Origin of the sequence: Pseudomonas fakonensis, assembly GCF_019139895.1 — a bacterium.
Taxonomy (GTDB): domain Bacteria; phylum Pseudomonadota; class Gammaproteobacteria; order Pseudomonadales; family Pseudomonadaceae; genus Aquipseudomonas; species Aquipseudomonas fakonensis.
On record NZ_CP077076.1, the window covers coordinates 2,150,776 to 2,172,501 of the forward strand.

The 21,726-nt window shown below is 65.3% G+C and carries 17 protein-coding genes; 5 read left to right on the top strand and 12 right to left on the bottom strand.

Features of this window, described 5'->3' with window-relative positions; genetic code table 11:
• Positions 1-68: 68 nt before the first annotated feature.
• From KSS94_RS09735 to KSS94_RS09745, 3 genes are all read right to left on the bottom strand, one after another.
• Positions 69-1,217, bottom strand: a complete 1,149-nt coding sequence (locus tag KSS94_RS09735) for a M14 family metallopeptidase (protein WP_217842769.1) — start codon at positions 1,215-1,217, stop codon at positions 69-71.
• Between the two features lie 163 nt (positions 1,218-1,380).
• Positions 1,381-1,896 (bottom strand): DUF4880 domain-containing protein, encoded by a 516-nt coding sequence (locus KSS94_RS09740; RefSeq protein WP_217842770.1) that lies wholly within the window; start codon positions 1,894-1,896, stop codon positions 1,381-1,383.
• A 439-nt stretch (positions 1,897-2,335) separates the two neighbouring features.
• On the bottom strand, positions 2,336-2,644 hold the full coding sequence (locus KSS94_RS09745; protein WP_217842771.1) for a DUF6124 family protein: 309 nt from the start codon (positions 2,642-2,644) through the stop codon (positions 2,336-2,338).
• A gap of 132 nt (positions 2,645-2,776) precedes the next feature.
• On the opposite strand from KSS94_RS09745, the gene KSS94_RS09750 reads away from it, so the two are divergent.
• Positions 2,777-3,445, top strand: coding sequence for a LexA family transcriptional regulator (locus KSS94_RS09750; RefSeq protein ID WP_217842772.1), 669 nt, complete (start codon positions 2,777-2,779; stop codon positions 3,443-3,445).
• A 256-nt stretch (positions 3,446-3,701) separates the two neighbouring features.
• Here KSS94_RS09750 and KSS94_RS09755 read toward each other — a convergent pair whose 3' ends face one another.
• Genes KSS94_RS09755 through KSS94_RS09770 form a run of 4 tightly spaced genes read right to left on the bottom strand, consistent with a single transcriptional unit; the run spans position 3,702 to position 9,260 of the window.
• Positions 3,702-5,654, bottom strand: a complete 1,953-nt coding sequence (locus KSS94_RS09755; RefSeq protein WP_217842773.1) for an acetyl/propionyl/methylcrotonyl-CoA carboxylase subunit alpha — start codon at positions 5,652-5,654, stop codon at positions 3,702-3,704.
• Positions 5,651-6,466: a gamma-carboxygeranoyl-CoA hydratase gene (locus KSS94_RS09760; RefSeq protein ID WP_217842774.1), complete on the bottom strand. Its 816-nt coding sequence runs from the start codon at positions 6,464-6,466 to the stop codon at positions 5,651-5,653. The genes KSS94_RS09755 and KSS94_RS09760 overlap by 4 nt, the downstream gene beginning before the upstream one ends.
• Before the next feature lie 3 nt (positions 6,467-6,469).
• A complete protein-coding gene (locus KSS94_RS09765) occupies positions 6,470-8,077 on the bottom strand; it encodes a carboxyl transferase domain-containing protein (RefSeq protein WP_217842775.1) in 1,608 nt (535 codons plus the stop codon).
• 19 nt (positions 8,078-8,096) lie between these two features.
• Positions 8,097-9,260 carry an isovaleryl-CoA dehydrogenase gene (locus KSS94_RS09770; RefSeq protein WP_217842776.1) on the bottom strand — a complete coding sequence of 388 codons (1,164 nt, stop codon included), beginning with the start codon at positions 9,258-9,260 and terminating at the stop codon, positions 8,097-8,099.
• A 263-nt stretch (positions 9,261-9,523) separates the two neighbouring features.
• Between KSS94_RS09770 and KSS94_RS09775 the strand changes: the two genes are divergently transcribed.
• The gene (locus KSS94_RS09775) at positions 9,524-11,197 is read left to right on the top strand and encodes an AMP-binding protein (protein WP_217842777.1); all 1,674 of its coding nucleotides are present in this window, start codon (positions 9,524-9,526) and stop codon (positions 11,195-11,197) included.
• A 188-nt stretch (positions 11,198-11,385) separates the two neighbouring features.
• Here KSS94_RS09775 and KSS94_RS09780 read toward each other — a convergent pair whose 3' ends face one another.
• The 4 genes from KSS94_RS09780 to KSS94_RS09795 form a co-directional block, all read right to left on the bottom strand.
• The gene (locus KSS94_RS09780) at positions 11,386-11,607 is read right to left on the bottom strand and encodes a hypothetical protein (RefSeq protein WP_217842778.1); all 222 of its coding nucleotides are present in this window, start codon (positions 11,605-11,607) and stop codon (positions 11,386-11,388) included.
• A gap of 27 nt (positions 11,608-11,634) precedes the next feature.
• A complete protein-coding gene (acpP, locus tag KSS94_RS09785) occupies positions 11,635-11,886 on the bottom strand; it encodes an acyl carrier protein (RefSeq protein ID WP_217842779.1) in 252 nt (83 codons plus the stop codon).
• A 97-nt stretch (positions 11,887-11,983) separates the two neighbouring features.
• Positions 11,984-12,235: an acyl carrier protein gene (locus KSS94_RS09790; protein WP_217842780.1), complete on the bottom strand. Its 252-nt coding sequence runs from the start codon at positions 12,233-12,235 to the stop codon at positions 11,984-11,986.
• A 206-nt stretch (positions 12,236-12,441) separates the two neighbouring features.
• Positions 12,442-12,609, bottom strand: coding sequence for a hypothetical protein (locus KSS94_RS09795; protein ID WP_217842781.1), 168 nt, complete (start codon positions 12,607-12,609; stop codon positions 12,442-12,444).
• A 139-nt stretch (positions 12,610-12,748) separates the two neighbouring features.
• Between KSS94_RS09795 and KSS94_RS09800 the strand changes: the two genes are divergently transcribed.
• From KSS94_RS09800 to glgB, 3 genes are all read left to right on the top strand, one after another.
• The gene (locus KSS94_RS09800; RefSeq protein WP_217842782.1) at positions 12,749-14,767 is read left to right on the top strand and encodes an alpha-1,4-glucan--maltose-1-phosphate maltosyltransferase; all 2,019 of its coding nucleotides are present in this window, start codon (positions 12,749-12,751) and stop codon (positions 14,765-14,767) included.
• A gap of 94 nt (positions 14,768-14,861) precedes the next feature.
• On the top strand, positions 14,862-18,179 hold the full coding sequence (treS, locus tag KSS94_RS09805) for a maltose alpha-D-glucosyltransferase (protein ID WP_217842783.1): 3,318 nt from the start codon (positions 14,862-14,864) through the stop codon (positions 18,177-18,179).
• A gap of 156 nt (positions 18,180-18,335) precedes the next feature.
• On the top strand, positions 18,336-20,546 hold the full coding sequence (gene glgB / locus KSS94_RS09810; protein ID WP_217842784.1) for a 1,4-alpha-glucan branching protein GlgB: 2,211 nt from the start codon (positions 18,336-18,338) through the stop codon (positions 20,544-20,546).
• Between the two features lie 48 nt (positions 20,547-20,594).
• On the opposite strand, the gene KSS94_RS09815 is transcribed toward glgB, so the two are convergent.
• Positions 20,595-21,671, bottom strand: a complete 1,077-nt coding sequence (locus KSS94_RS09815) for an autotransporter domain-containing protein (RefSeq protein WP_217842785.1) — start codon at positions 21,669-21,671, stop codon at positions 20,595-20,597.
• Between the last annotated feature and the right edge of the window lie 55 nt (positions 21,672-21,726).

Here is a 21,726-nt window from a genome sequence, read left to right on the forward strand (position 1 = left end):
CAGTCCTACCACCTGACGTGCGCAGCCCATCGCGACACAAGGCCGCTCCTACAGGGGGCGTGCGCCTTTCAACGCAAATCGTCGACCATCTTCAACAGCGTCTCCAGTACTGCCCCGGCCAGCTTCTTCGAGCGTGCGCCCGACCACTCGGCCACAGGCTCCGGCGCATCGTTGTGGTCCTTGAACGGCATTTCCAGGGTCAGCGACAGGCAGTCGTAAGTCTGCCCCACCGCATTGCACGCCAGGGTCATGTTGGCCTGGCCGGGTTCGTCGCGGGTGTAGCCGTACTTCGTCTGGAAGTCCGCGCTCAGGCTGCACAGGGTGCTGCGGAACTGCTCCTCAAGCTTCGCGATGCGCGGGGTGTAGCCCGGGTTGCCTTCGCAGGCAGCGGTGAACACATGGGGGATTTCTTCATCGCCATGGGCATCGACGAAGGCGTCCACGCCGTACAGCTTCATCTGGCTCTGGGCGAAGAACACCTCGGGGCTATGCTCGACGCTGGCGTCCTGCCAGGCGCGGTTGAGGTCCTTGCCCTTGAAGTTGGTGCGCAGGTGGCCGAGGAAGGCGCCGTCGGGGTTCATGTTGGGGATCAGGTACAGGTCGGCCTTGGCCAGCAGTTGCTGGATGCTGGCATCGTTGGCTTCGAGGCGGTCGATCACACCCTCCATGAACCACTCGGCCATGTGCTCGCCGGGGTGTTGCTGAGCGATGATCCACAGCTTGCGCTTGTTCGCTTCACCGGTGCCGGCGCGCAGCAGCGGGATATCGCGGCCCTGCACGCTGCGTCCGCTGGCCAGCAGCTCGACGCCGGGGATGCCACGGGCACGCTCGATCAGCTGGTTGTGGCGGGCACGGGGGTAGGGCTCGAAGTAGGCGAACCAGATCTGCTCCTGCTCGGCCTGCACCTCGAAGCTCAGGGCCTGGCCATCGAACTGGCTGGGCACGCGGAACCAGCTTTGCTGGTCGTAGGAGGCCACCGCGTTGTAGCCGCTCCAGGCGTTCTTGTAGGCGGACTGGTGGGCGTTGTCCAGGCTGAAGCGATGGACCTGGCCGGGGGTGAGGCCGCTGACCTTGAAGTGGAACCACTGGAAGTGGCCGCTGTGGGTGTCGGGGCGGATGTTCAGGTGCACCTGCGCGGGGTTGCTGGCGTCCAGCACCTGAATGTTGCCGGAATCGAAGTCGCAGTCGATGTGCAGCGGGGACAGCGTCACGGTCATTGCCAGGCTCCTGTCTTGGCGTTGTTGTGACGCTAACTGTACACCGCTTGGCGGTGGGGGTGTCATGCGCTTGGCATGGGCCGGGTGGGGACTTCTTGCAGGAGCGGCCTTGTGTCGCGAAAGGGCGCCCCTACAGGGAGATGTGGCGTTTGTGAAGCGGGTCTCAGGCCAGCAGGCCCAGCGCCAGCAGCGCGGCGGCCCCGAGCCCGATGGCAATCGAGCAACCACCCAGCGACAACGCAGCACGGCCCTGGCGGTACCAGCCGTCATGGCCAAGCTGGCGTGCCGGGGCCAGCAGGCTGCGCCAGCGCAGTTCGGTCTGGTGGAAGGCGTGCAGGTGTTCGGGGGCGGCGTCCAGCCAGCGGCGAAAATCAATGCGCTCACAAGCGGTGGCCTGCGGGCTCTGCAGGCGCACGTACCACTGGATGGCGACACTGGCCAGGGCATCGCCCGGCTCGCGGGTGGTTTGCAAGGCCTGGTTCATGTGGCGTTCGATGCTGAGCAGCGGCAGCGACAGGCGCTCGGCAATGGCGGCGAAGCCCAGCTGGTCGAGGCGGCCCAGCAGAAACACCTGCTGTACCCGCCGCGGCAGGCGCTTGAGCGCATGCAGCAGGGTGTCTTCAGCGTGCTGTTCGGCGGTGCGCGGGTCGTGCTCGAGGGGCAGCAGCAAACGGCTCATGGGCAGCTCCTTGCTCAGCATTATAGAAGGGGGAGGGGGCATCTTCCGTGACGCGAAACCAGCTTAGTCTTAACGAGATTGATTCTCAAGTGCTGATTCGGCAAAGATTTGTAATGAGCGTTCACGCTCTGAAACATTTTTGCTATCATCGCCGCCATCAACGATCTTCATTAGCCTGAAGAGCCAAAAAAAATGACCCGGCAAAAAGCCGGGTCAAAAACCGTGATTAGCCTGATGAGGAGATAATCTGAGAGTCCGACCTGAGGACTTTGCAGGTTATCCAGCGGGTCTCGCGACCAGCTGAGTGCAATAATAATCGTTATCATTTGCCAGTCAATTGTTTTTTGCCGTATCCGGTAAAAAACTTTGCTGGCGCACGCCTCATTCCCGCCACGCGGCGTTCTGCCGCTGTGCGGCCGTCACGTCTCCCGTGCTTTTTTCACTCCTGTTCCATGGCTTCGCGCTGCTCCAGCAGGGCGCGGGACATGTTGATCATGTGCATCAGCGCAAATACTACTTCCCGCGTCGTGCCCTGCAGGTGGCTGGCGGTTTCGTGCGCCGTGGCGGCCGCGCATCGCAGCAGCTCCGAAGCGTGGTCGCTGGCCTGTTGGCGGGTGACGCCTTCGCGCAGCGTCCACAACGTGCGCTCCAGGTCGGGTGCGCTGGGGGTGGGGTTGAGGTAGAAGTCGAGGGCGCGACGGGCGGCTTCGGTGTCGAGTTCTGTATCCGTTTTTTTCGAACTGCTCATCCTGATGTACCTGCAAATGCCAATCGGGTAAGGGTGTCAGTCGATATTAATACTTGAAGTATTTTTCCGTGATTCAATAAATAATACTTGATGTGTATTGAGCGCTGAGGGGCAGTCCGTATCGTGCCTGCGATGAACATGGACAAATGGATTGCCCTCGTCCGGGACCGGATCGAGGAGCTGGATATCTCCCAGGAGTACCTGGCAGAACGTGTCGGGGTTTCCCAGGGCAGCGTCGGCCATTGGCTGCGCAAACGCCGGCAACCGCGGGTCGATTCGATGAACCGGGTGTTCGTCGAGTTGGGCATGCCCCACTACCAGGTGAGCATGCAACTGCGCGTGCTCGGCCAGGTGGGCGAGCAGCCCGGCCGCTATGCACTGGAAGACGACGATGATGACGATGGCGGCCAGGCCAGGTACTTCGTGTGCTTCCGCTACCCGCTGCGCCAGTGGGTGGCTTTGGGGCAGGCGCAAGCCGAGCCGCCAGACGCGTTCGAGCAGACCGACTACATGGCCCGGGGCAAGGCGTTCTGGCTGACGGTGGAAAACGACACCATGAGCGCCGCCAGCGGCAAGAGCGTGCCTGAAGGCGCGCGCATTCTGGTCGACGACGGCGTGGCGGCAGAGCCTGGCAAGCTGGTGATCGCCCGGTTGCCTGGCAAGTCGGCGATCTTCAGGCAACTGGCCGAGGAGGGCGGGCAGTTGTACCTCAAGGCCCTGAACAACGCTTACCCGACCCTGGTGTGCGAGGAGGGGTGTGAGTTTCTCGGCGTCGTGGTGAAGATGCACGCGGCGTTGTAGCCTGTACCGGCCTCATCGCCGGCAAGCCGGCTCCCACTGGGGGCGCGCTAGATTTTAGAAATTGAACAAGACAGTTGCTCCCACAGGTACGGCGCTTGCTTCAGGCCTGTGCTGTACCTGTAGGAGCCGGCTTGCCGGCGATGAGGCCGGCTCAGGCAGCACAAGGCAGTTGCTCCCACAGGAGCCGTGGCGCATCTGTCAGACCAGTTCTCTGCGCGGTAGCGCAGCCCACAGGGCAAGCCGGCCGGCTTGACGCTCAGGCCTGCATATCCACCAGCACCGCCCCCTCGCTGACCATTTCCCCCTCCTGGCACATCACCGCCTTGACCACGCCATCCTGCGGCGCGCGGATGCTGTGCTCCATCTTCATCGCCTCCAGCACCACCAGCGCGGTACCGGCCGCCACGGCCTGGCCCGGCTCCACCAGCACCCGTACGATACTGCCGTTCATGGGCGCAGCCAGGCCGCCCTGATGGCCGTGGCTGGCCTCGGCGGCGGCGATTGGGTCATGGCGGGTGACGATATGCAATTCGCCTTGCCACTGAAGGTACAAGGTGTCGCCACGACGCACTGCCAGGTAGCGGCGACGCACGCCGTCCTGGTCGTGGTACAGCTGTTCGCCATCCAGCGTCCAGGTGGACGGCGCGCTGCGTTCCAGGGCAACGGCCTGCTCGTAGACCTCGCATTGCAGGTGCAGGCTGCTGCGCGCTGGCAGGCCCAGACGCAGGCCGTCACGGACATGCCATGGCGAGCTGGGGTCGTCTGCCCGCAGGCGTGCGGGCGCGCTCTGCAGCCAGGCTTCGGCCGCTGCCTCCCAGAACGTGGCAGGCAACGGCTCAACGTCGGGCAGCAGCACCTGCTGGTGACGCGGGATGAAGCCGGTGTCCAGCTCGGCAGCGCCAAACGCCGGGTGCGCGAGGATGCGCCGCAGGAAGGCGATGTTGGTTTTCAGCCCGCCAATGGCGAATTCATCGAGCATCGCCAGCAGGCGCAGGCGTGCCTGCTCACGGTCCTGGCCCCAGGCGATGAGCTTGCCCAGCATCGGGTCGTAGAACGGCGACACCACGTCACCCTCGCTGACCCCGCTGTCCACTCGGCGCCCCTCACCCGGTGCCGATTCGCGGTACAGCGCAAGCGTACCGGTGGCCGGCAAGAATTCATTGGCCGGGTCTTCGGCGTAAAGCCGCACCTCGATGGCGTGGCCGCGCAGCGGTACCTGCTCCTGGGTGATCGGCAGCGCCTCGCCGCAAGCCACGCGAATTTGCCAGGCCACCAGGTCCAGCCCGGTGATGGCTTCGGTGACCGGGTGCTCCACCTGCAGGCGCGTGTTCATTTCCATGAAAAAGAACTCGCCGCGGGCATCGAGCAAAAACTCCACGGTGCCGGCACCTACGTAGCCGATGGCCTGGGCCGCGCGCACCGCGGCCTCGCCCATGGCCTGGCGCAGCTCGGGCGACAGCCCCGGCGCGGGCGCTTCTTCCACTACCTTCTGGTGGCGACGCTGGATCGAGCAGTCGCGCTCGTTGAGGTACAGGCAGTGGCCGTGCTGGTCGGCGAACACCTGGATCTCTACATGGCGCGGCTTGAGCACGTACTTTTCCACCAGCATGCGCGCATCGCCGAACGAAGCCTGCGCTTCGCGTTGCGCCGAGGCCAGGGCATCGGCCAGCTGGCTTTCCTGCTCCACCACCTTCATGCCCTTGCCGCCGCCACCAGCGCTGGCTTTGAGCAGCACCGGGTAGCCGATGCGCTGGGCGGCGGCGCGGAAGGTATCGAGGTCCTGGGCCTCACCGTGGTAACCGGGCACCAGCGGCACCCCGGCCGCCTCCATCAGCGCCTTGGCCGCCGATTTGCTGCCCATGGCGTCGATGGCGCTGGCCGGCGGGCCAAGGAAGATCAGCCCGGCCTGTTCGATGGCGCGGGCAAAGCCCGCGTTTTCTGACAAAAAGCCATAGCCCGGGTGGATGGCCTGGGCGCCGCTGGCGCGGGCGGCGGCAATCAGTTTGTCGACCACCAGGTAGCTGTCGGCGGCCTTGCTGCCGCCCAGATCGACGCGAATGTCGGCTTCGCGGCTGTGGCGCGCGTCGCGGTCGGTGGCGCTGTGCACCGCCACGGTGGTCAGGCCCATGGCCTTGGCGGTGCGCATCACGCGGCAGGCGATCTCGCCGCGGTTGGCCACCAGCAGGGTGGTCAGGGTAGGGCGGCTCATGGGCGCGGCTCCTTGTTGTATTCGGCTTGCCAGGCGGGGCGGCGCTTTTCGAGGAAGGCGCGCAGGCCCTCCTGGCCTTCTGCACTGACGCGAATGCGGGCGATGGTGTTCTCGCAGTAGCGGCGCAGGGCCGGGCTCAGTTCACCGTCGTCCACCTCGCGCAGCAGGTCCTTGGTGGCGCGCAAGGCCTGCGGGCTATTGTGCAGCAGGTTATCGACCCAGGCTGCAACCTGCGTATCCAGTTCGGCGGCCGGGTACACCTCGGCCAGCAGCCCCAGCTCACGGGCGCGCTCGCCGCTGAAACGCTCGGCCGTAAGGGCGTAGCGGCGGGTGGCACGCTCGCCGATGGCCTTGACCACGAACGGGCTGATCACCGCCGGGGCCAGGCCGATGCGTACCTCTGACAGGCACAGTTGCGCATCGATGGTACCGATGGCCATGTCGCAGCAACTGATCAGCCCCAGCGCACCGCCAAAGGCTGCGCCCTGTACCACGGCCAGGGTAGGCACCTTGAGCCTGTGCAGGGCGTACATCAGCTCGCCCAGCTCGCGGGCGTCGTCCAGGTTGGTGTTGAAGTCCAGTTGTGCCGACTGCTGCATCCAGGCAAGGTCGGCCCCGGCGCTGAAGTGCCGGCCACGCCCGCGCAGCAGCACGAAGCGCAGGCTGGTGTCGTCGGCCAGGTGGTCGAGGGCGACGATCAGTTCGCGAATCATCTGCGCGTTGAAGGCGTTGTTTTTATCCGCCCGGCTGAGCCACAGGGTGGCGAAGCCGCGTGGGTCTTTTTCCAGTTCGAGGGTGTCGAAGTCGGTCATGGGTCACATCCGGAAAATGCCGAAGCGGCTCTGTTCGATCGGCGCGTTCAGCGCGGCGGACAACGCCAGACCCAGTACATCGCGGGTCTGCGCCGGGTCGATGACGCCGTCGTCCCACAGCCTGGCGCTTGAGTAGTAGGGGTGGCCCTGGCGCTCGTACTGGTCGAGGATCGGCTGCTTGAGGGCATGCTCGTCCTCGGCGCTGAACACCTCGCCACTGCGCTCGCTCTGCTCGCGCTTGACCTGCGCCAGCACGCCTGCGGCCTGCTCGGCGCCCATCACGCCGATGCGCGCGTTGGGCCACATCCACAAAAAGCGCGGGTCGTAGGCGCGGCCACACATGCCGTAGTTGCCGGCGCCAAAGCTGCCGCCGATGATCACCGTGAACTTCGGCACCTGGGCGCAGGCCACGGCGGTCACCAGCTTGGCGCCGTGCTTGGCGATGCCGCCTTCTTCATACTTTTTGCCGACCATGAAGCCTGTGATGTTCTGCAAAAACAGCAGCGGGATGCCGCGCTGGCAGGCCAGCTCGATGAAGTGCGCGCCTTTTTGCGCGGCCTCGGCGAAGAGGATGCCGTTGTTGGCCAAAATGGCTACCGGGTAGCCGTGCAGGTGGGCGAAGCCGCACACCAGGGTGGTGCCGAACAGCGCCTTGAACTCGTCGAACTGCGAGCCGTCCACCAGCCGCGCGATCACCTCGCGCACATCGAAGGGCTGCTTGGCATCGGCCGGTACCACGCCGTAAAGCTCCTCGGCGTCGTACAAGGGCGCAATCGGTGCCTGGCACTGCAGCTTGCCCTGCTTGTGCCAGTTGAGGTTGGCCACGCTGCGCCTGGCGATGGCCAGGGCATGTTCGTCGTTGTCGGCATAGTGGTCGGCCACGCCGCTGGTGCGGCAGTGCACGTCGGCGCCGCCTAAGTCTTCGGCGCTGACCACTTCGCCGGTGGCCGCCTTCACCAAAGGGGGGCCGGCGAGGAAGATGGTCGCCTGCTGGCGCACCATGATCGCCTCGTCGGCCATCGCCGGCACATAGGCGCCACCGGCGGTGCACGAGCCCATCACCACGGCGATTTGCGGGATGCCCAGTGCGCTCATGTTGGCCTGGTTGAAGAAGATCCGCCCGAAGTGCTCGCGGTCGGGGAACACCTCATCCTGGCGCGGCAGGTTGGCGCCGCCGGAGTCCACCAGGTAGATGCACGGCAGGCGGTTCTGCAGGGCGATGGTCTGCGCGCGCAGGTGCTTTTTTACTGTCAGCGGGTAGTATGAGCCGCCTTTGACCGTGGCGTCGTTGGCCACGATCATGCATTCGACGCCTTCGACCCGGCCAATGCCGGCGATCACCCCGGCGGCGGGCACGTCTTCGCCGTACACCTCATGGGCGGCCAGTTGGCCGATTTCCAGGAATGCCGAGCCGGCATCCAGCAGGCGGTCGATGCGTTCGCGCGGCAGCAGCTTGCCGCGCGAGGTGTGCCGCTGCTGGGCCTTGGGCCCGCCGCCCTGGGCGATGCGGGCGAGCAGGCCGCGCAGGGCGCCGACCTGTTCGCGCATGGCCGCGCTGTTGGCGGCAAATTCTGCCGAGCGCGGGTTGAGCTGGGTGTGCAGGGTAGCCATGAACGCCAGTTCCTTGTGCTCAGCGGGTTTCGTTGAACAGTTCGCGGCCGATCAGCATCCGGCGGATCTCGCTGGTGCCGGCGCCGATCTCGTACAGCTTGGCGTCGCGCAGCAGGCGCCCGGCCGGGAATTCGTTGATGTAGCCGTTGCCACCGAGAATCTGGATCGCTTCCAGGGCCATCTGCGTGGCGCGCTCGGCGGTGTACAGGATCACCCCGGCGGCGTCCTTGCGGGTGGTCTCGCCGCGGTCGCAGGCCTGGGCCACGGCATACAGGTAGGCGCGGCTGGCGTTGAGCTGGGTGTACATGTCGGCGATCTTGCCCTGGATCAGCTGGAACTCGCCGATGCTCTGGCCGAACTGCTTGCGGTCGTGGATGTACGGCACCACCAGGTCCATGCAGCTTTGCATGATGCCGGTCGGCCCGCCGGACAGCACCACGCGCTCGTAGTCCAGGCCGCTCATCAGCACCCGCACGCCGCCGTTGAGCTGGCCAAGGATGTTCTGCTCAGGCACCTCGACGTCATCGAAGAACAGCTCGCAGGTGTTGGAGCCGCGCATGCCGAGCTTGTCGAACTTGTTGCTGCGGGAGAACCCCTTCCAGTCGCGCTCGACGATGAACGCGGTGATGCCGTGGGCGCCCTTGTCCAGCTCGGTCTTGGCGTAGATCACGTAGGTGTTGGCGTCGGGGCCGTTGGTGATCCAGGTCTTGCTGCCGTTGAGCACATAGCGGTCGCCGCGTTTTTCGGCGCGCAGCTTCATCGATACAACGTCGGAGCCGGCATTGGGTTCGCTCATGGCCAGGGCGCCGATGTGTTCGCCGCTGATCAGCTTGGGCAGGTATTTGAGTTTCTGTTCGTGGCTGCCGTTGCGGTTGATCTGGTTGACGCACAGGTTGGAGTGGGCGCCATACGAAAGGGCCACCGAGGCCGAGCCGCGGCTGATCTCTTCCATGCTCACCACGTGGGCCAGGTAGCCCAGGCCGGCGCCGCCGTACTCTTCGGCAACGGTGATGCCCAGCAGGCCCATATCGCCGAACTTGCGCCACATGTCGGCGGGGAACAGGTTGTCGTGGTCGATCTGCGCGGCGCGCGGGGCCAGCTCTGCGGCGACGAAGGTGCGCACCTGGTCACGCAGCATGTCGATGGTCTCGCCCAGGGCGAAGTTCAGGGTCGGGTAATGCATGACGGGGCACCTTGTTGTTCTTGAAATGGGGTACTTGCATGGGCAAGCGTGGGAGCGGGCTTGCCCCGCGATAGCGGCTGTGGCTTCACCATAGCAATCGCGGGGCAAGCCCGCTCCCACGTCGTATTTCCGTTATCACCTTTACGTTAACGTAAACCTCGACATGTCCCTTGTCTAGTCACCTTTACGTAAACGTCAACATGATCCACAGTTAACGCCGCCTGCTTCAGTCATGCCCAGAACAATCACAAGAAGGGATGCCCATGCCTCAAACCAGCTATACCCGCGGCCGCCAGGACAAACCGCTGCTCACCCTCACCATCGGCCAGGCCTTCGATGCCACCGTGGCCCGCCACCCCGAACGCGAGGCGTTGGTGGTACGCCACCAAGGCTTGCGCTACAGCTGGCGGCAACTGGCCGAACACGTCGACGCCCACGCCCGGGCGCTGATGGCGCTGGGCATGGTGGTGGGCGAGCGCGTAGGCATCTGGGCGCCCAACTGCGCCCAGTGGTGCATCCTGCAACTGGCCGCAGCCAAAGTCGGCGCGATCCTGGTCAACATCAACCCGGCGTATCGCACGGGCGAGCTGGAATACGTGCTGCGCCAGTCCGGCTGCCGCTGGCTGGTGTGCGCCGGTGCGTTCAAAACCTGCGACTACCACGCCATGCTGCAAGAGCTGGTGCCGGAGCTGGCCAGCCAGGCGATTGGCCAGTTGCACAGCGAACGCCTGCCCGAGCTGCGCGGCGTGGTCAGCCTGGCCGCCGAACCGCCGCCAGGTTTTTTGCCCTGGGTGGCGCTGGCGGGGCGGGCAGAGGCAGTCGGCCCCGCCATATTCGAGCAGCGCCAGAACAGCCTGCAGTTCGACCAGCCGGTGAACATCCAGTACACCTCCGGCACCACCGGCGCGCCCAAGGGCGCCACCCTGAGCCACTACAACATCCTCAACAACGGCTACATGGTCGGCGAAAGCCTGGGCCTGACCGAGCATGACCGCATGGTGATCCCGGTACCGCTGTACCATTGCTTCGGCATGGTCATGGCCAACCTTGGCTGCATCACCCATGGCAGCACCATGGTCTACCCCAACGACGCCTTCGACGCCGAACTCACCCTGCGCGCCGTGAGTGATGAGCGCGCCAGCATTCTTTATGGCGTGCCGACCATGTTCATCGCCATGCTCGACCACCCGCTGCGCCCGCAACTGGACCTCACCACCCTGCGCAGCGGCATCATGGCCGGCGCCACCTGCCCGATCGAGGTGATGCGCAAGGTCATCGACCAGTTGCACATGGCCCAGGTGCAGATCGCCTACGGCATGACCGAAACCAGCCCGGTGTCGCTGCAGACCGGCCCCGACGACGGCCTTGAACTGCGGGTAACCACGGTGGGCCGCACCCAGCCGCAGTTGGAAACCAAGCTGGTGGACGCCGATGGCGGTATCGTTACGCGCGGCGAAATCGGCGAGCTGTGCACCCGCGGCTACAGCGTGATGCTCGGTTACTGGGGTAACCCCGAGGCTTCCGCCGAGGCCATCGACCCCGCCGGCTGGATGCACACCGGCGACCTGGCGGTGATGGATGACGACGGTTACGTGCGCATCGTCGGGCGCAACAAGGACATGATCATCAGGGGCGGCGAGAACATATACCCGCGCGAGCTGGAGGAGTTTCTCCACACCCACCCGGCGGTGGCCGAGGCGCAGGTGGTGGGCATTCCGTGCAGCCGGTATGGCGAGGAAGTGGTGGCGTGGATCCGCCTGCACCCGGGGCACAACGCCACGGCGGATGAACTGCAGCAGTGGTGCAAGGCGCGGCTGGCGCACTTCAAGGCGCCACGGCATTTTCGCTTCGTCGATGAGTTCCCTATGACGGTGACGGGCAAGGTGCAGAAGTTCAGGATGCGCGAGATCAGTGTGGAGCTGATGTCGGGGCAATAGCCTGCGCGCAAACCGGTCGGGCGTGCGTTAATGCCAGTCAGTCAACGAAATTGGGGCCGCGGTGCGCGCAAAGCCTCAAGCTGGCGCTTTACCTGTAGGAGCGGGCTGCTCGCGAAGGGCTGCAAAGCAGCCCCATTGGAAACGCTAACTGACAGGCATTAGAGCGGGCGGCCTGTTTCTCCTCAAACTCATGGCTTTCGCAAAATCCCGATAAGTTCGTCTACTGTCATCGGCTCGGCGAAGTCGATGTGCACCTGTGTGGCGAAGCCTACGGCCTTCAGGTAGCGGCGCAGTGTTTTCTCGCTGAGCGCTTCCCTCAAGATCAGGTCACCCGTCACTTTGATGTTATCCCGGTGGTTCTTCAAAAGAATGTTCTGAAGGCTTCTGATGACCAGCTTGTTCATGTCCATGGTCAGTACCTGCGTGGGTGAGTGCCATCAGCTGCCTTTTGCGTTCTTTTTGATGTAGTCCACGACCTGTTGAACGGTGGTGAGTTTTTCTGCGTCTTCTTCCTTTATTTGCACGTCGAACGTGTCTTCAAGATCCATGATCAACTCGACTGTGTCGAGCGAGTCCGCACCCAGATCGTCGGTGAAAGAAGCCGCGTTTGTGATGTCGGGGAACGATATGTCCAGTTTCTCGGAAATGATTTTTTTCACACTTGTTTCAATATCATCTTCTGTGCTCATGACCGTCTCCAGATCATTGGGGTTATGACCTCTGTGGTGTAACGCTCACAGGCATTTTGCGAAACTGGTAAAAATGTCAGTTGCTGAGTGGGCCAAATCAGCAGCGCAGCGCTGCACCGCTCCTGAGCACCAGCGTGAGCAGTTCGTCGCAGGTGATGTAGGTGGGCAACTGGCGAGGTACCTGAATGCCGAAGGCTTCCTCCACCAACGCCTGCAACTCGCCCATGTCGAAGCTGTCGGCACCCAGCTCGTCCATCAACCGGTCCGAACGGACCATCGCCGGGCTTTGCTCGAGGAAGCTGCTGACGATCCACAGCGGGCAGGCGTCGGTGTAGCGATGGGAGCGCATGGGGTGTATTGCCGGTAGAGGAAGACCAGGTTGTTTACCCGGCCAGCCGATTGGGCGCTACTGGTAGAAATGTCAGGTGCGCCTGGCAGAAAACTGTGTTGGGTGACATCGCCGGCAAGCCGGCTCCTACAGGTATTGCATGCCCAGCGTAGGAGCCGGCTTGCCGGCGATAGGGCCCTCGAACCCAACCAGGCCCCCAGGCTTGTCTATCCTCTACCTCTCACCGGCGGCTCCTCGCTCGGCGGGTCGCCCACGGTGGGCGGCACGCTCGGCTTGATCGGCAGCTCGTCCGGCTCTTCTTCGGGCACCGGCGGCGGTAGCGTCGGGTCGTCGATGTTCGGGTCGGGAGTTTCCGGTGGAATGGGAATGCTCATGGGCCTGACCTCGCGTGGTGAATGAAGCGGTGTTGCAGGCTTGGACTCACGCCCCGCGCCATTCGCTCAGTTTTTTTGAACCCCCACGCCCGATCACGGTTCTGAACCCTTACCGTCACAACTCTATGGAGCGAGTGCGATGTCAGGTAACGAGCCCTTCGAAAGCGTGCCGATGGCCGGCGACCACCCGGACCAGGCCATCAGCCTCTCCCAGGCGCTGCTGGCGCCGCGCATCGTGATCGAGGATGTGGGCCCCGCGCTGGACGGCGGCAGCTTTGCCAGCAAGGCAGTGCGCGGGCAGCAGGTCCAGGCCAGCGCCAAGGTCTACAGCGACGGCCACGACCGCCTGGCGGTGATGCTGTACTGGCGCCAGGCCCACAGCCGGCGCTGGCATACCGTGGCCATGCACTCGCCGGGCAACGACCTGTGGCTGGCCGAGTTCACCCCAACAGAGCTTGGCCTGCACCTGTTCAGCATCGAGGCCTGGGTCGACCCGTTCGCCACCTACTGCCACGACCTCGAGAAAAAGTACGGCGCCGGCCAAAACGTCGAGCTGGAGCTCGAAGAGGGCCGGCTGATGCTCGGCAAGGGCATCGAGCGCAGCGAGGGGTTGCTCGGCGAACAATTGCTCGAATTGCAGCAGCGTCTGCCAAGCCTGGCAGTGGACGACCAGGTGGCGCAGCTGTTGAACCCCGACACCCAGCGCCTGATGAGCGAGGCCGAACACCGCAGCTACCTCACCCGCAGCCGCGAATTCGGGCTGGATGTGGACCGCGAGGCGGCGCAGTTCGCCAGCTGGTACGAGCTGTTCCCGCGTTCGTGCACCGACAGCCCCGAGCGCCACGGCACCTTCAACGACGTGCACCAGCGCCTGCCGATGATCCGCGACATGGGCTTTGACGTGCTGTACTTCCCGCCCATCCACCCAATCGGCCAGCAGCACCGCAAGGGCCGCAACAACGCCCTCAAGGCCCAGCCCGACGACCCTGGCAGCCCCTACGCCATCGGCAGCGCCGAGGGCGGCCACGACGCCATTCACCCGCAACTGGGCAGCCGCGAGGACTTCCGCCGGCTGGTGGCCGCCGCCGCCGGGCACGGCCTGGAAATCGCCCTGGACTTCGCCATCCAGTGCTCCCAGGACCACCCCTGGCTCAAGGACCATCCCGGCTGGTTCAGCTGGCGCCCCGACGGCACCATTCGCTATGCCGAGAACCCGCCGAAGAAGTACCAGGACATCGTCAACGTCGACTTCTACGCCCCCGACGCCGTGCCCGGCCTGTGGCTGGCCCTGCGCGACGTGGTGGTGGGCTGGGTGGAGGAGGGCGTGAAGACCTTCCGCGTCGACAACCCGCACACCAAGCCGCTGCCGTTCTGGCAATGGCTGATCGCCAATGTGCGCAGCCAGCACCCCGAGGTGGTGTTCCTCGCCGAAGCCTTCACCCGCCCGGCGATGATGGCGCGCCTGGGCAAGGTGGGTTACGCCCAGAGCTACACCTACTTCACCTGGCGCAACAGCAAGCAAGAGCTGCGCGAATACTTCGAGGAGCTCAACCGCCCGCCGCTGAGCCTGTGCTACCGCCCCAATTTCTTCGTCAACACCCCCGACATCAACCCGTATTTCCTGCAGACCTCCGGGCGCCCGGGGTTTCTCATCCGCGCAGCGCTGGCCACCATGGGTTCGGGGCTGTGGGGCATGTACTCGGGCTTTGAACTGTGCGAAGGCACGCCGCTGCCGGGCAAGGAGGAGTACCTCGATTCGGAGAAGTACGAGATCCGCCCGCGCGACTACACCGCCCCCGGCAACATCGTCGCCGAGATCGCCCGGCTCAACCACATCCGCCGCGAAAACCGCGCCTTGCAGACGCACCTGGGGGTGCTGTTTTTGAACTGCTGGAACGAGCAGATCCTGTACTTCGCCAAGCGCACCCCCGAGCGCGACAACATCATCCTGGTGGCCATCAGCCTGGACCCGTACAACGCCCAGGAGGCCAGTTTCGAGCTGCCGCTGTGGGAGCTGGGGCTGGACGACCACGCCGACACCCAGGGCGAGGACCTGATGACCGGCCACCGCTGGACCTGGCACGGCAAGGTCCAGTGGATGCGCATCGAGCCCTGGCACCAGCCGTTCGGGATCTGGCGAATCGAGAAAATGCGCTGAAGCCATCGCGGGGCAAGCCCGCTCCCACGAGCGTGGGAGCGGGCTTGCCCCGCGATGGCCCTCAAGCTCAAACCTGCACTGAAAGGAGTCGAACATGGCCAAGCGTTCCCGCCCGGCAGCCTTCATCGATGACCCGCTGTGGTACAAGGACGCGGTGATCTACCAGCTGCACATCAAGTCGTTCTTCGATTCGAACAACGACGGCATCGGCGATTTCGCCGGCTTGATCAGCAAGCTCGACTACATCGCCGAACTGGGCGTCAACACCCTGTGGCTGCTGCCGTTCTACCCCTCGCCACGGCGCGACGACGGCTACGATATCGGCGAGTACAAGGCCGTGCACCCCGACTACGGCAGCATGGCTGACGCCCGGCGCTTCATTGCCGAGGCGCACAAGCGCAACCTGCGGGTCATCACCGAGCTGGTCATCAACCACACCTCCGACCAGCACCCCTGGTTCCAGCGTGCCCGCCACGCCAAGCGCGGCAGCAAGGCCCGGGACTTCTACGTGTGGTCGGACGACGACCAGAAATACGACGGCACCCGCATCATTTTCCTCGACACCGAAAAGTCCAACTGGACCTGGGACCCGGTGGCCGGCCAGTACTTCTGGCACCGCTTCTACTCGCACCAGCCCGACCTCAACTTCGACAACCCGCAGGTGATGAAGGCGGTGATCGACGTGATGCGCTTCTGGCTCGACATCGGTGTCGATGGCCTGCGCCTGGACGCCATCCCCTACCTGATCGAGCGCGACGGCACCAACAACGAAAACCTCCCCGAAACCCACGCGGTGCTCAAGGCCATCCGCGCCGAGATCGACGCCAACTACCCCGACCGTATGCTGCTGGCCGAAGCCAACCAGTGGCCCGAAGATACCCGCCCGTACTTCGGCGAGGGTGACGGCGACGAGTGCCACATGGCCTTCCACTTCCCGCTGATGCCGCGCATGTACATGGCCCTGGCCATGGAAGACCGCTTCCCGATCACCGACATCCTGCGCCAGACCCCGGAAATCCCGGCCAACTGCCAGTGGGCGATCTTCTTGCGCAACCACGATGAGCTGACCCTGGAGATGGTCACCGACCGCGAGCGCGACTACCTGTGGAACTACTACGCCGAAGACCGCCGCGCGCGCATCAACTTAGGCATCCGCCGGCGCCTGGCACCCTTGCTGCAGCGCGACCGGCGGCGCATCGAGCTGCTCACCAGCCTGCTGCTGTCGATGCCCGGCACCCCCACGCTGTACTACGGCGACGAGCTGGGCATGGGCGATAACATCTACCTCGGTGACCGCGATGGCGTGCGCACCCCCATGCAGTGGTCGCCCGACCGCAACGGCGGTTTTTCCAAGGCCGACCCGCAGCGCCTGGTGCTGCCGCCGATCATGGACCCGCTGTACGGCTACCAGACCATCAACGTCGAAGCCCAGGCCCACGATCCGCATTCGCTGCTGAACTGGAACCGCCGCCTGCTGGCGGTGCGCAAGCAGCAAAAGGCCTTCGGCCGCGGCACCCTGAAAATGCTCACCCCCAGCAACCGGCGCATCCTCGCCTACCTTCGCGAGTACACAGGCGTCGATGGCCACACCGAGATCGTGCTGTGCGTGGCCAACGTCTCGCGCGCGGCGCAGGCGGCGGAGCTGGAGCTTTCGCAATACGCAGACAGGGTGCCGGTGGAAATGCTCGGCGGCAGCGCGTTCCCGCCCATCGGCCAGTTGCCGTTCCTGCTCACCCTGGCGCCCTACGGTTTCTACTGGTTCCTGTTGGCCTCCCACGACCGCATGCCCAGCTGGCACATCCAGGCCACCGAGGGCCTGCCAGAGCTCACCACCCTGGTGCTGCGCAAGCGCCTCGAAGAGCTGCTCGAAGCGCCGTCCAGCGACACCCTGCAAGGCACCATCCTGCCCCAGTACCTGCCCAAGCGGCGCTGGTTCGCCGGCAAAGAGGCGCCGATCGACCAGGTTCGCCTGCGCTACGGCGTGCGCCTGGGCACCTCGGCGTTGCCGGTGCTGCTGGCCGAAATCGAGGTGCACAGCGACGGTGCGGTCAGCCACTACCAGTTGCCGTTCGGCCTGCTGCCCGAAGAGCAGATCAACGCCGCATTGCCCCAGCAACTGGCGCTGTCGCGGGTGCGCCGTGGCCGCCAGGTCGGGCTGATCACCGATGCCTTCGTGCTCGAGCCGTTCGTGCGCGCCGTATTGCGCGCCTGCCAGGACGGCCTGCAACTGCCGTGCGGCGATGGCCTGGGCGAGCTGCAGTTCCACAGCAACCCGCAACTGGCCAGCCTGGCGCTGAACGATGACAGCGAAGTGCGCTACCTCGGCGCCGAACAGTCCAACAGCTCGGTGGTGGTGGGCGCCAGTGTGGTGCTCAAGCTGATTCGCCGGGTCAACCCCGGGGTGCACCCGGAGCTTGAGATGAGCGCCTACCTGACCGCCGCCGGCTTTGCCAATATCTCGCCGTTGCTGGCCTGGGCCAGCCGCGTCGACGAAGGCGGGCAGCCCAACCTGCTGATGATCGCCCAGGGTTACCTGAGCAACCAGGGCGATGCCTGGGACTGGACCCAGAACACCCTGGAGCGGGCCATCCGCGACGAAATGGAGCCCAACAGCCTCGAGCAGGAAGCGCACACCGATGCCCTGGCCGAGCTCAGCGGGTTTGCCGCCTTGCTCGGCCAGCGCCTGGGCGAGATGCACCTGCTGCTGGCTGCGCCAAGCAATGATGCGGCATTCCAGCCGCGGGTCAGCAATCGCCAGGACAGCGACCACTGGGCGCGGCAGATCAGCGCCGAGCTGGGCCATGCCCTCGACCTGCTGGCCCAGCACCGCGCCAGCCTCGACCCCGACAGCCAGGCCCTGGTCGACGACCTGCAGCAACAGCGCCAGGGCCTGCAGCAGCATGTCGCCCAGCTGGCCCGTCAGGCCGAAGGTGGCCTGTTGATGCGGGTGCACGGCGACCTGCACCTGGGCCAGGTGCTGGTGGTGCAGGGCGATGCCTACCTGATCGACTTCGAGGGCGAGCCGGCGCGCCCGCTGGAGGAGCGCCGGGCCAAACACAGCCCATACAAGGATGTCAGCGGCGTACTGCGTTCCTTCGACTATGCTGCTGCGATGATTCTGCGCAGCGCCTCGGCGGTAGACCTTTCGGAGGCTGCGCGTCAGGCCCGCCAACGGGTCGCCCGGCAGTACCTGCATCAGTCGCGTCACGCCTTCGTCGAAGCCTATGGCCTGGCCACCGCCGCCATACCCCATGCCTGGCAGCAGGCCGAGGGCGAGCGTGCGGCGCTGGAGCTGTTCTGCCTGGAGAAGGCCGCCTACGAAATCAGCTACGAAGCGGAAAACCGCCCGGCCTGGCTGGCCGTGCCCTTGCATGGTCTGCACGGGCTGGTCAGTGCCTGGGGGGAGGGGTGAGCCTTAACGAACAGGGGGCCGCTATGCGGCCCATCGCGACACAAGGCCGCTCCCACAGGGGTACGCGATCTCCTGTGGGAGCGGCCTTGTGCCGCGATGGGCTGCAAAGCAGCCCCAAAAAACGAATGTGAAAAACACATGGAAAGGGGCAGCAAGATGAATGCAACCACGCGTGACACCGGTGGCCTTCGGCAACGGGACCTCGATGCCCTGGCCAGCGCCGAGCACGCCGACCCGTTCGCGGTGCTCGGCCCGCACCCCGATGGTGCAGGTGGGCAGACCATACGCGCCTACCTGCCCAACGCCCTCAACGTGAAGGTGCTGGCCCGCCACGATGGGCGCATCCTCGCCGAAATGCAGCAGGCCAGCCTGCCCGGGCTGTTCAGCGCGCGCCTGACTGAGGCCCACCCGTACCTGTTGCAGATCGGCTGGGCCGGCGGCGAGCAGGTCACCGAAGACCCGTACAGCTTCGGCCCGCAACTGGGCGACATGGACATGTACCTGTTCGCCGAGGGCAACCACCGCGACCTGTCCGGGCGCTTCGGTGCCCAGCCCACCCAGGTCGATGGCGTCAACGGCGTGTGCTTCTCGGTGTGGGCGCCCAACGCCCGGCGGGTATCGGTGGTGGGCGACTTCAACAACTGGGACGGTCGCCGCCACCCCATGCGCCTGCGCCACAGCGCCGGGGTGTGGGAGCTGTTCATACCCAGGCTGGGGGTGGGCGAAACCTACAAGTACGAAGTGCTCGGCCAGGGCGGCGTGCTGCCGCTCAAGGCCGACCCGCTGGCCCGCGCCACCGAGCTGCCGCCGAGCACCGCCTCGAAGGTGGCCGGCGAGCTGGCCCACGGCTGGCAGGACCACGACTGGATGGCCCAGCGCGCCCAGCGCCACGCCTACAGCGCGCCGCTGTCGATCTACGAACTGCACGCCGGCTCCTGGCGCTGCGAGCTGGACGATGCCGGCGAAGTGACGCGCTACTACAACTGGCGCGAACTGGCCGAGCGCCTGGTGCCCTACGTGCAGGAGCTGGGTTTTACCCACATCGAGCTGATGCCGATCATGGAGCACCCGTTCGGCGGCTCCTGGGGCTACCAGCCACTGTCGCTGTTCGCCCCCACCTCACGCTACGGCAGCGCCGAGGACTTCGCCTTCTTCGTCGACGCCTGCCACCAGGGCGGCATTGGCGTGTTGCTTGACTGGGTACCGGCGCATTTCCCCACCGACGAGCATGGCCTGGCGCGTTTCGACGGCACCGCGCTGTACGAATACGACAACCCGCTGGAGGGCTTTCACCAGGACTGGAACACGCTCATCTACAACCTGGGGCGCAACGAGGTGCGTGGCTTCATGCTGGCCTCGGCGCTGCACTGGCTCAAGCATTTCCACATCGACGGCCTGCGGGTCGATGCGGTGGCCTCGATGCTGTACCGCGACTACTCGCGCAAGGCCGGCGAATGGGTGCCCAACCGCCACGGCGGGCGCGAGAACCTCGAAGCCATCGACTTCATCCGCCACCTCAACAGCGTGGCCGCCCATGAAGCGCCCGGCGCACTGATCATCGCCGAGGAGTCCACCGCCTGGCCCGGGGTCAGCCAGCCGGTGCAGCAGGGCGGGCTGGGCTTTGCCTACAAGTGGAACATGGGCTGGATGCACGACACCCTGCACTACATCCAGAACGACCCGATCCACCGCACCTACCACCACAACGAGATGAGCTTCGGGCTGATCTACGCCTATTCCGAGCACTTCATCCTGCCCATCTCCCACGACGAGGTGGTGCACGGCAAGCACTCGCTGATCGACAAGATGCCCGGCGACCGCTGGCAGAAGTTCGCCAACCTGCGCGCCTACCTCACCTTCATGTGGACCCACCCGGGCAAGAAGCTGTTGTTCATGGGCTGCGAGTTCGGCCAGTGGCGCGAGTGGAACCACGACCAGCAACTGGACTGGTACCTGCTGCAGTACTCCGAGCACCAGGGCGTGCAAAAGCTGGTGGGCGACCTCAACCGCCTGTACCGCGCGCTGCCGGCGCTGCACGAGCAGGACTGCCTGCCCCAGGGCTTCCAGTGGCTGATTGGCGATGATGCGCAAAACAGCGTGTACGCCTGGTTGCGCTGGAGCAGCCAGGGCGAGCCGCTGCTGGTGGTGGCCAACTTCACCCCGGTGCCGCGCGAGGGTTACCGCATCGGCGTGCCGTTCGGCGAGCAGTGGCAGGAGCTGCTCAACAGCGACGCCGAGCTGTATGCCGGCTCCAACGTCGGCAACCTCGGCGCTGTGGCCAGTGAGGCCATCGCCAGCCACGGCCAGCCGCTGTCGCTGGCGCTGAACCTGCCGCCGTTGGGAGTGTTGGTGATGAAGCCGGCCTGATGCCATAGCTGCCGGCCTCATCGCTGGCAGCGATGGGGCCGGGCCTGCCTACCAGCGCATCCGCACCCCCAAACTGCCAATCAACCCGTTCAGGTCATTGTCATCCACGTCACTGCTGTAATCGGCGCTGACGAACAGCGCCACATTGGGCGTAACCCGCGCCACCAACCCCAAGCCCAATTCCACCGTGGCTGAACTGCGCGAGCTGGAGATCTTGTCCACCTGGTCGAGCTTCACCGTGTCGTAGTTGCTGAAGTCGTACCACACGTTGGTGCGCACGTAAGGTTCGATGGGCATGCCGCGCACTTCGTAGCGCCCGGACAGTTTCGCCCCCACCCGGCCGCTCCAGCTAGGCTGGCTGTCGAACGCCTGCAGGGTCTGTTCCTGGGCCTGGTTGCCGGGGAAGAACTGCTGGTTGATCAACTGTGCCTGGGGCTCGATCACCCAGCTGCCGCCCAGGCCGATGGGGAAGCCGCCTTCGACCGAAAAGGTCATGGCGTGGCCGCTGTCGTCCACCCGCTGGCCGCTCTCGCTGCGGCCGTTCACGTCGATGCGCGTGCCCATGGCCACGGCGTCCACATGCCAGCCCTGCTCATGGGTCATGCTCCAGTACACCCCCAGGCTCTCGCCACTCAGGTTCACTGCGTTGCGCTGCTTGTCGCCCAGCAGCGGGCGCATGCCGTTGAAGCTGCTCTGCAGGTTGTTGTGGCCAACGAAGATCCCCGCGCGGTGCACGTTGCCGCCAGCGGTTTCCCGCACGAACAGGTCCGGTCCGACCATCATCTGCTGGCTGGGCGCCTCCAGTTGCGCCGGCTCCCGGCCACCCGGGCGTGGCGCGCCTGGGAAGAACTGCGCCCACTGGCTGGCGATCAGGTCCGGGGCGGCCTGGCCGTGGCGCTCGGCCATGTGCTCGCTGAACGCCGCCAGCATGCCCTGGTTCAGGCCGCTGGCGCTCAGCGGGTCGAGGGATAGCTGCGCTACCGCGGGTGTTTCCAGAAAGCGCGCGAAGGGCTCGCCCTCCTGGGGTTCGAAGGCGAAGGTTTCCACAGGGGTTGCGAGGAGCAGCGACGTGGAAACCGCGCAGAAAATGGCGTCGAAACGCGAGGTGTTCGAAGTGCTTTTCATGGCGGATCTCCTGTTTTGTCATCGGTAAGCAGCAAGTTGAACAACCCACCACCTG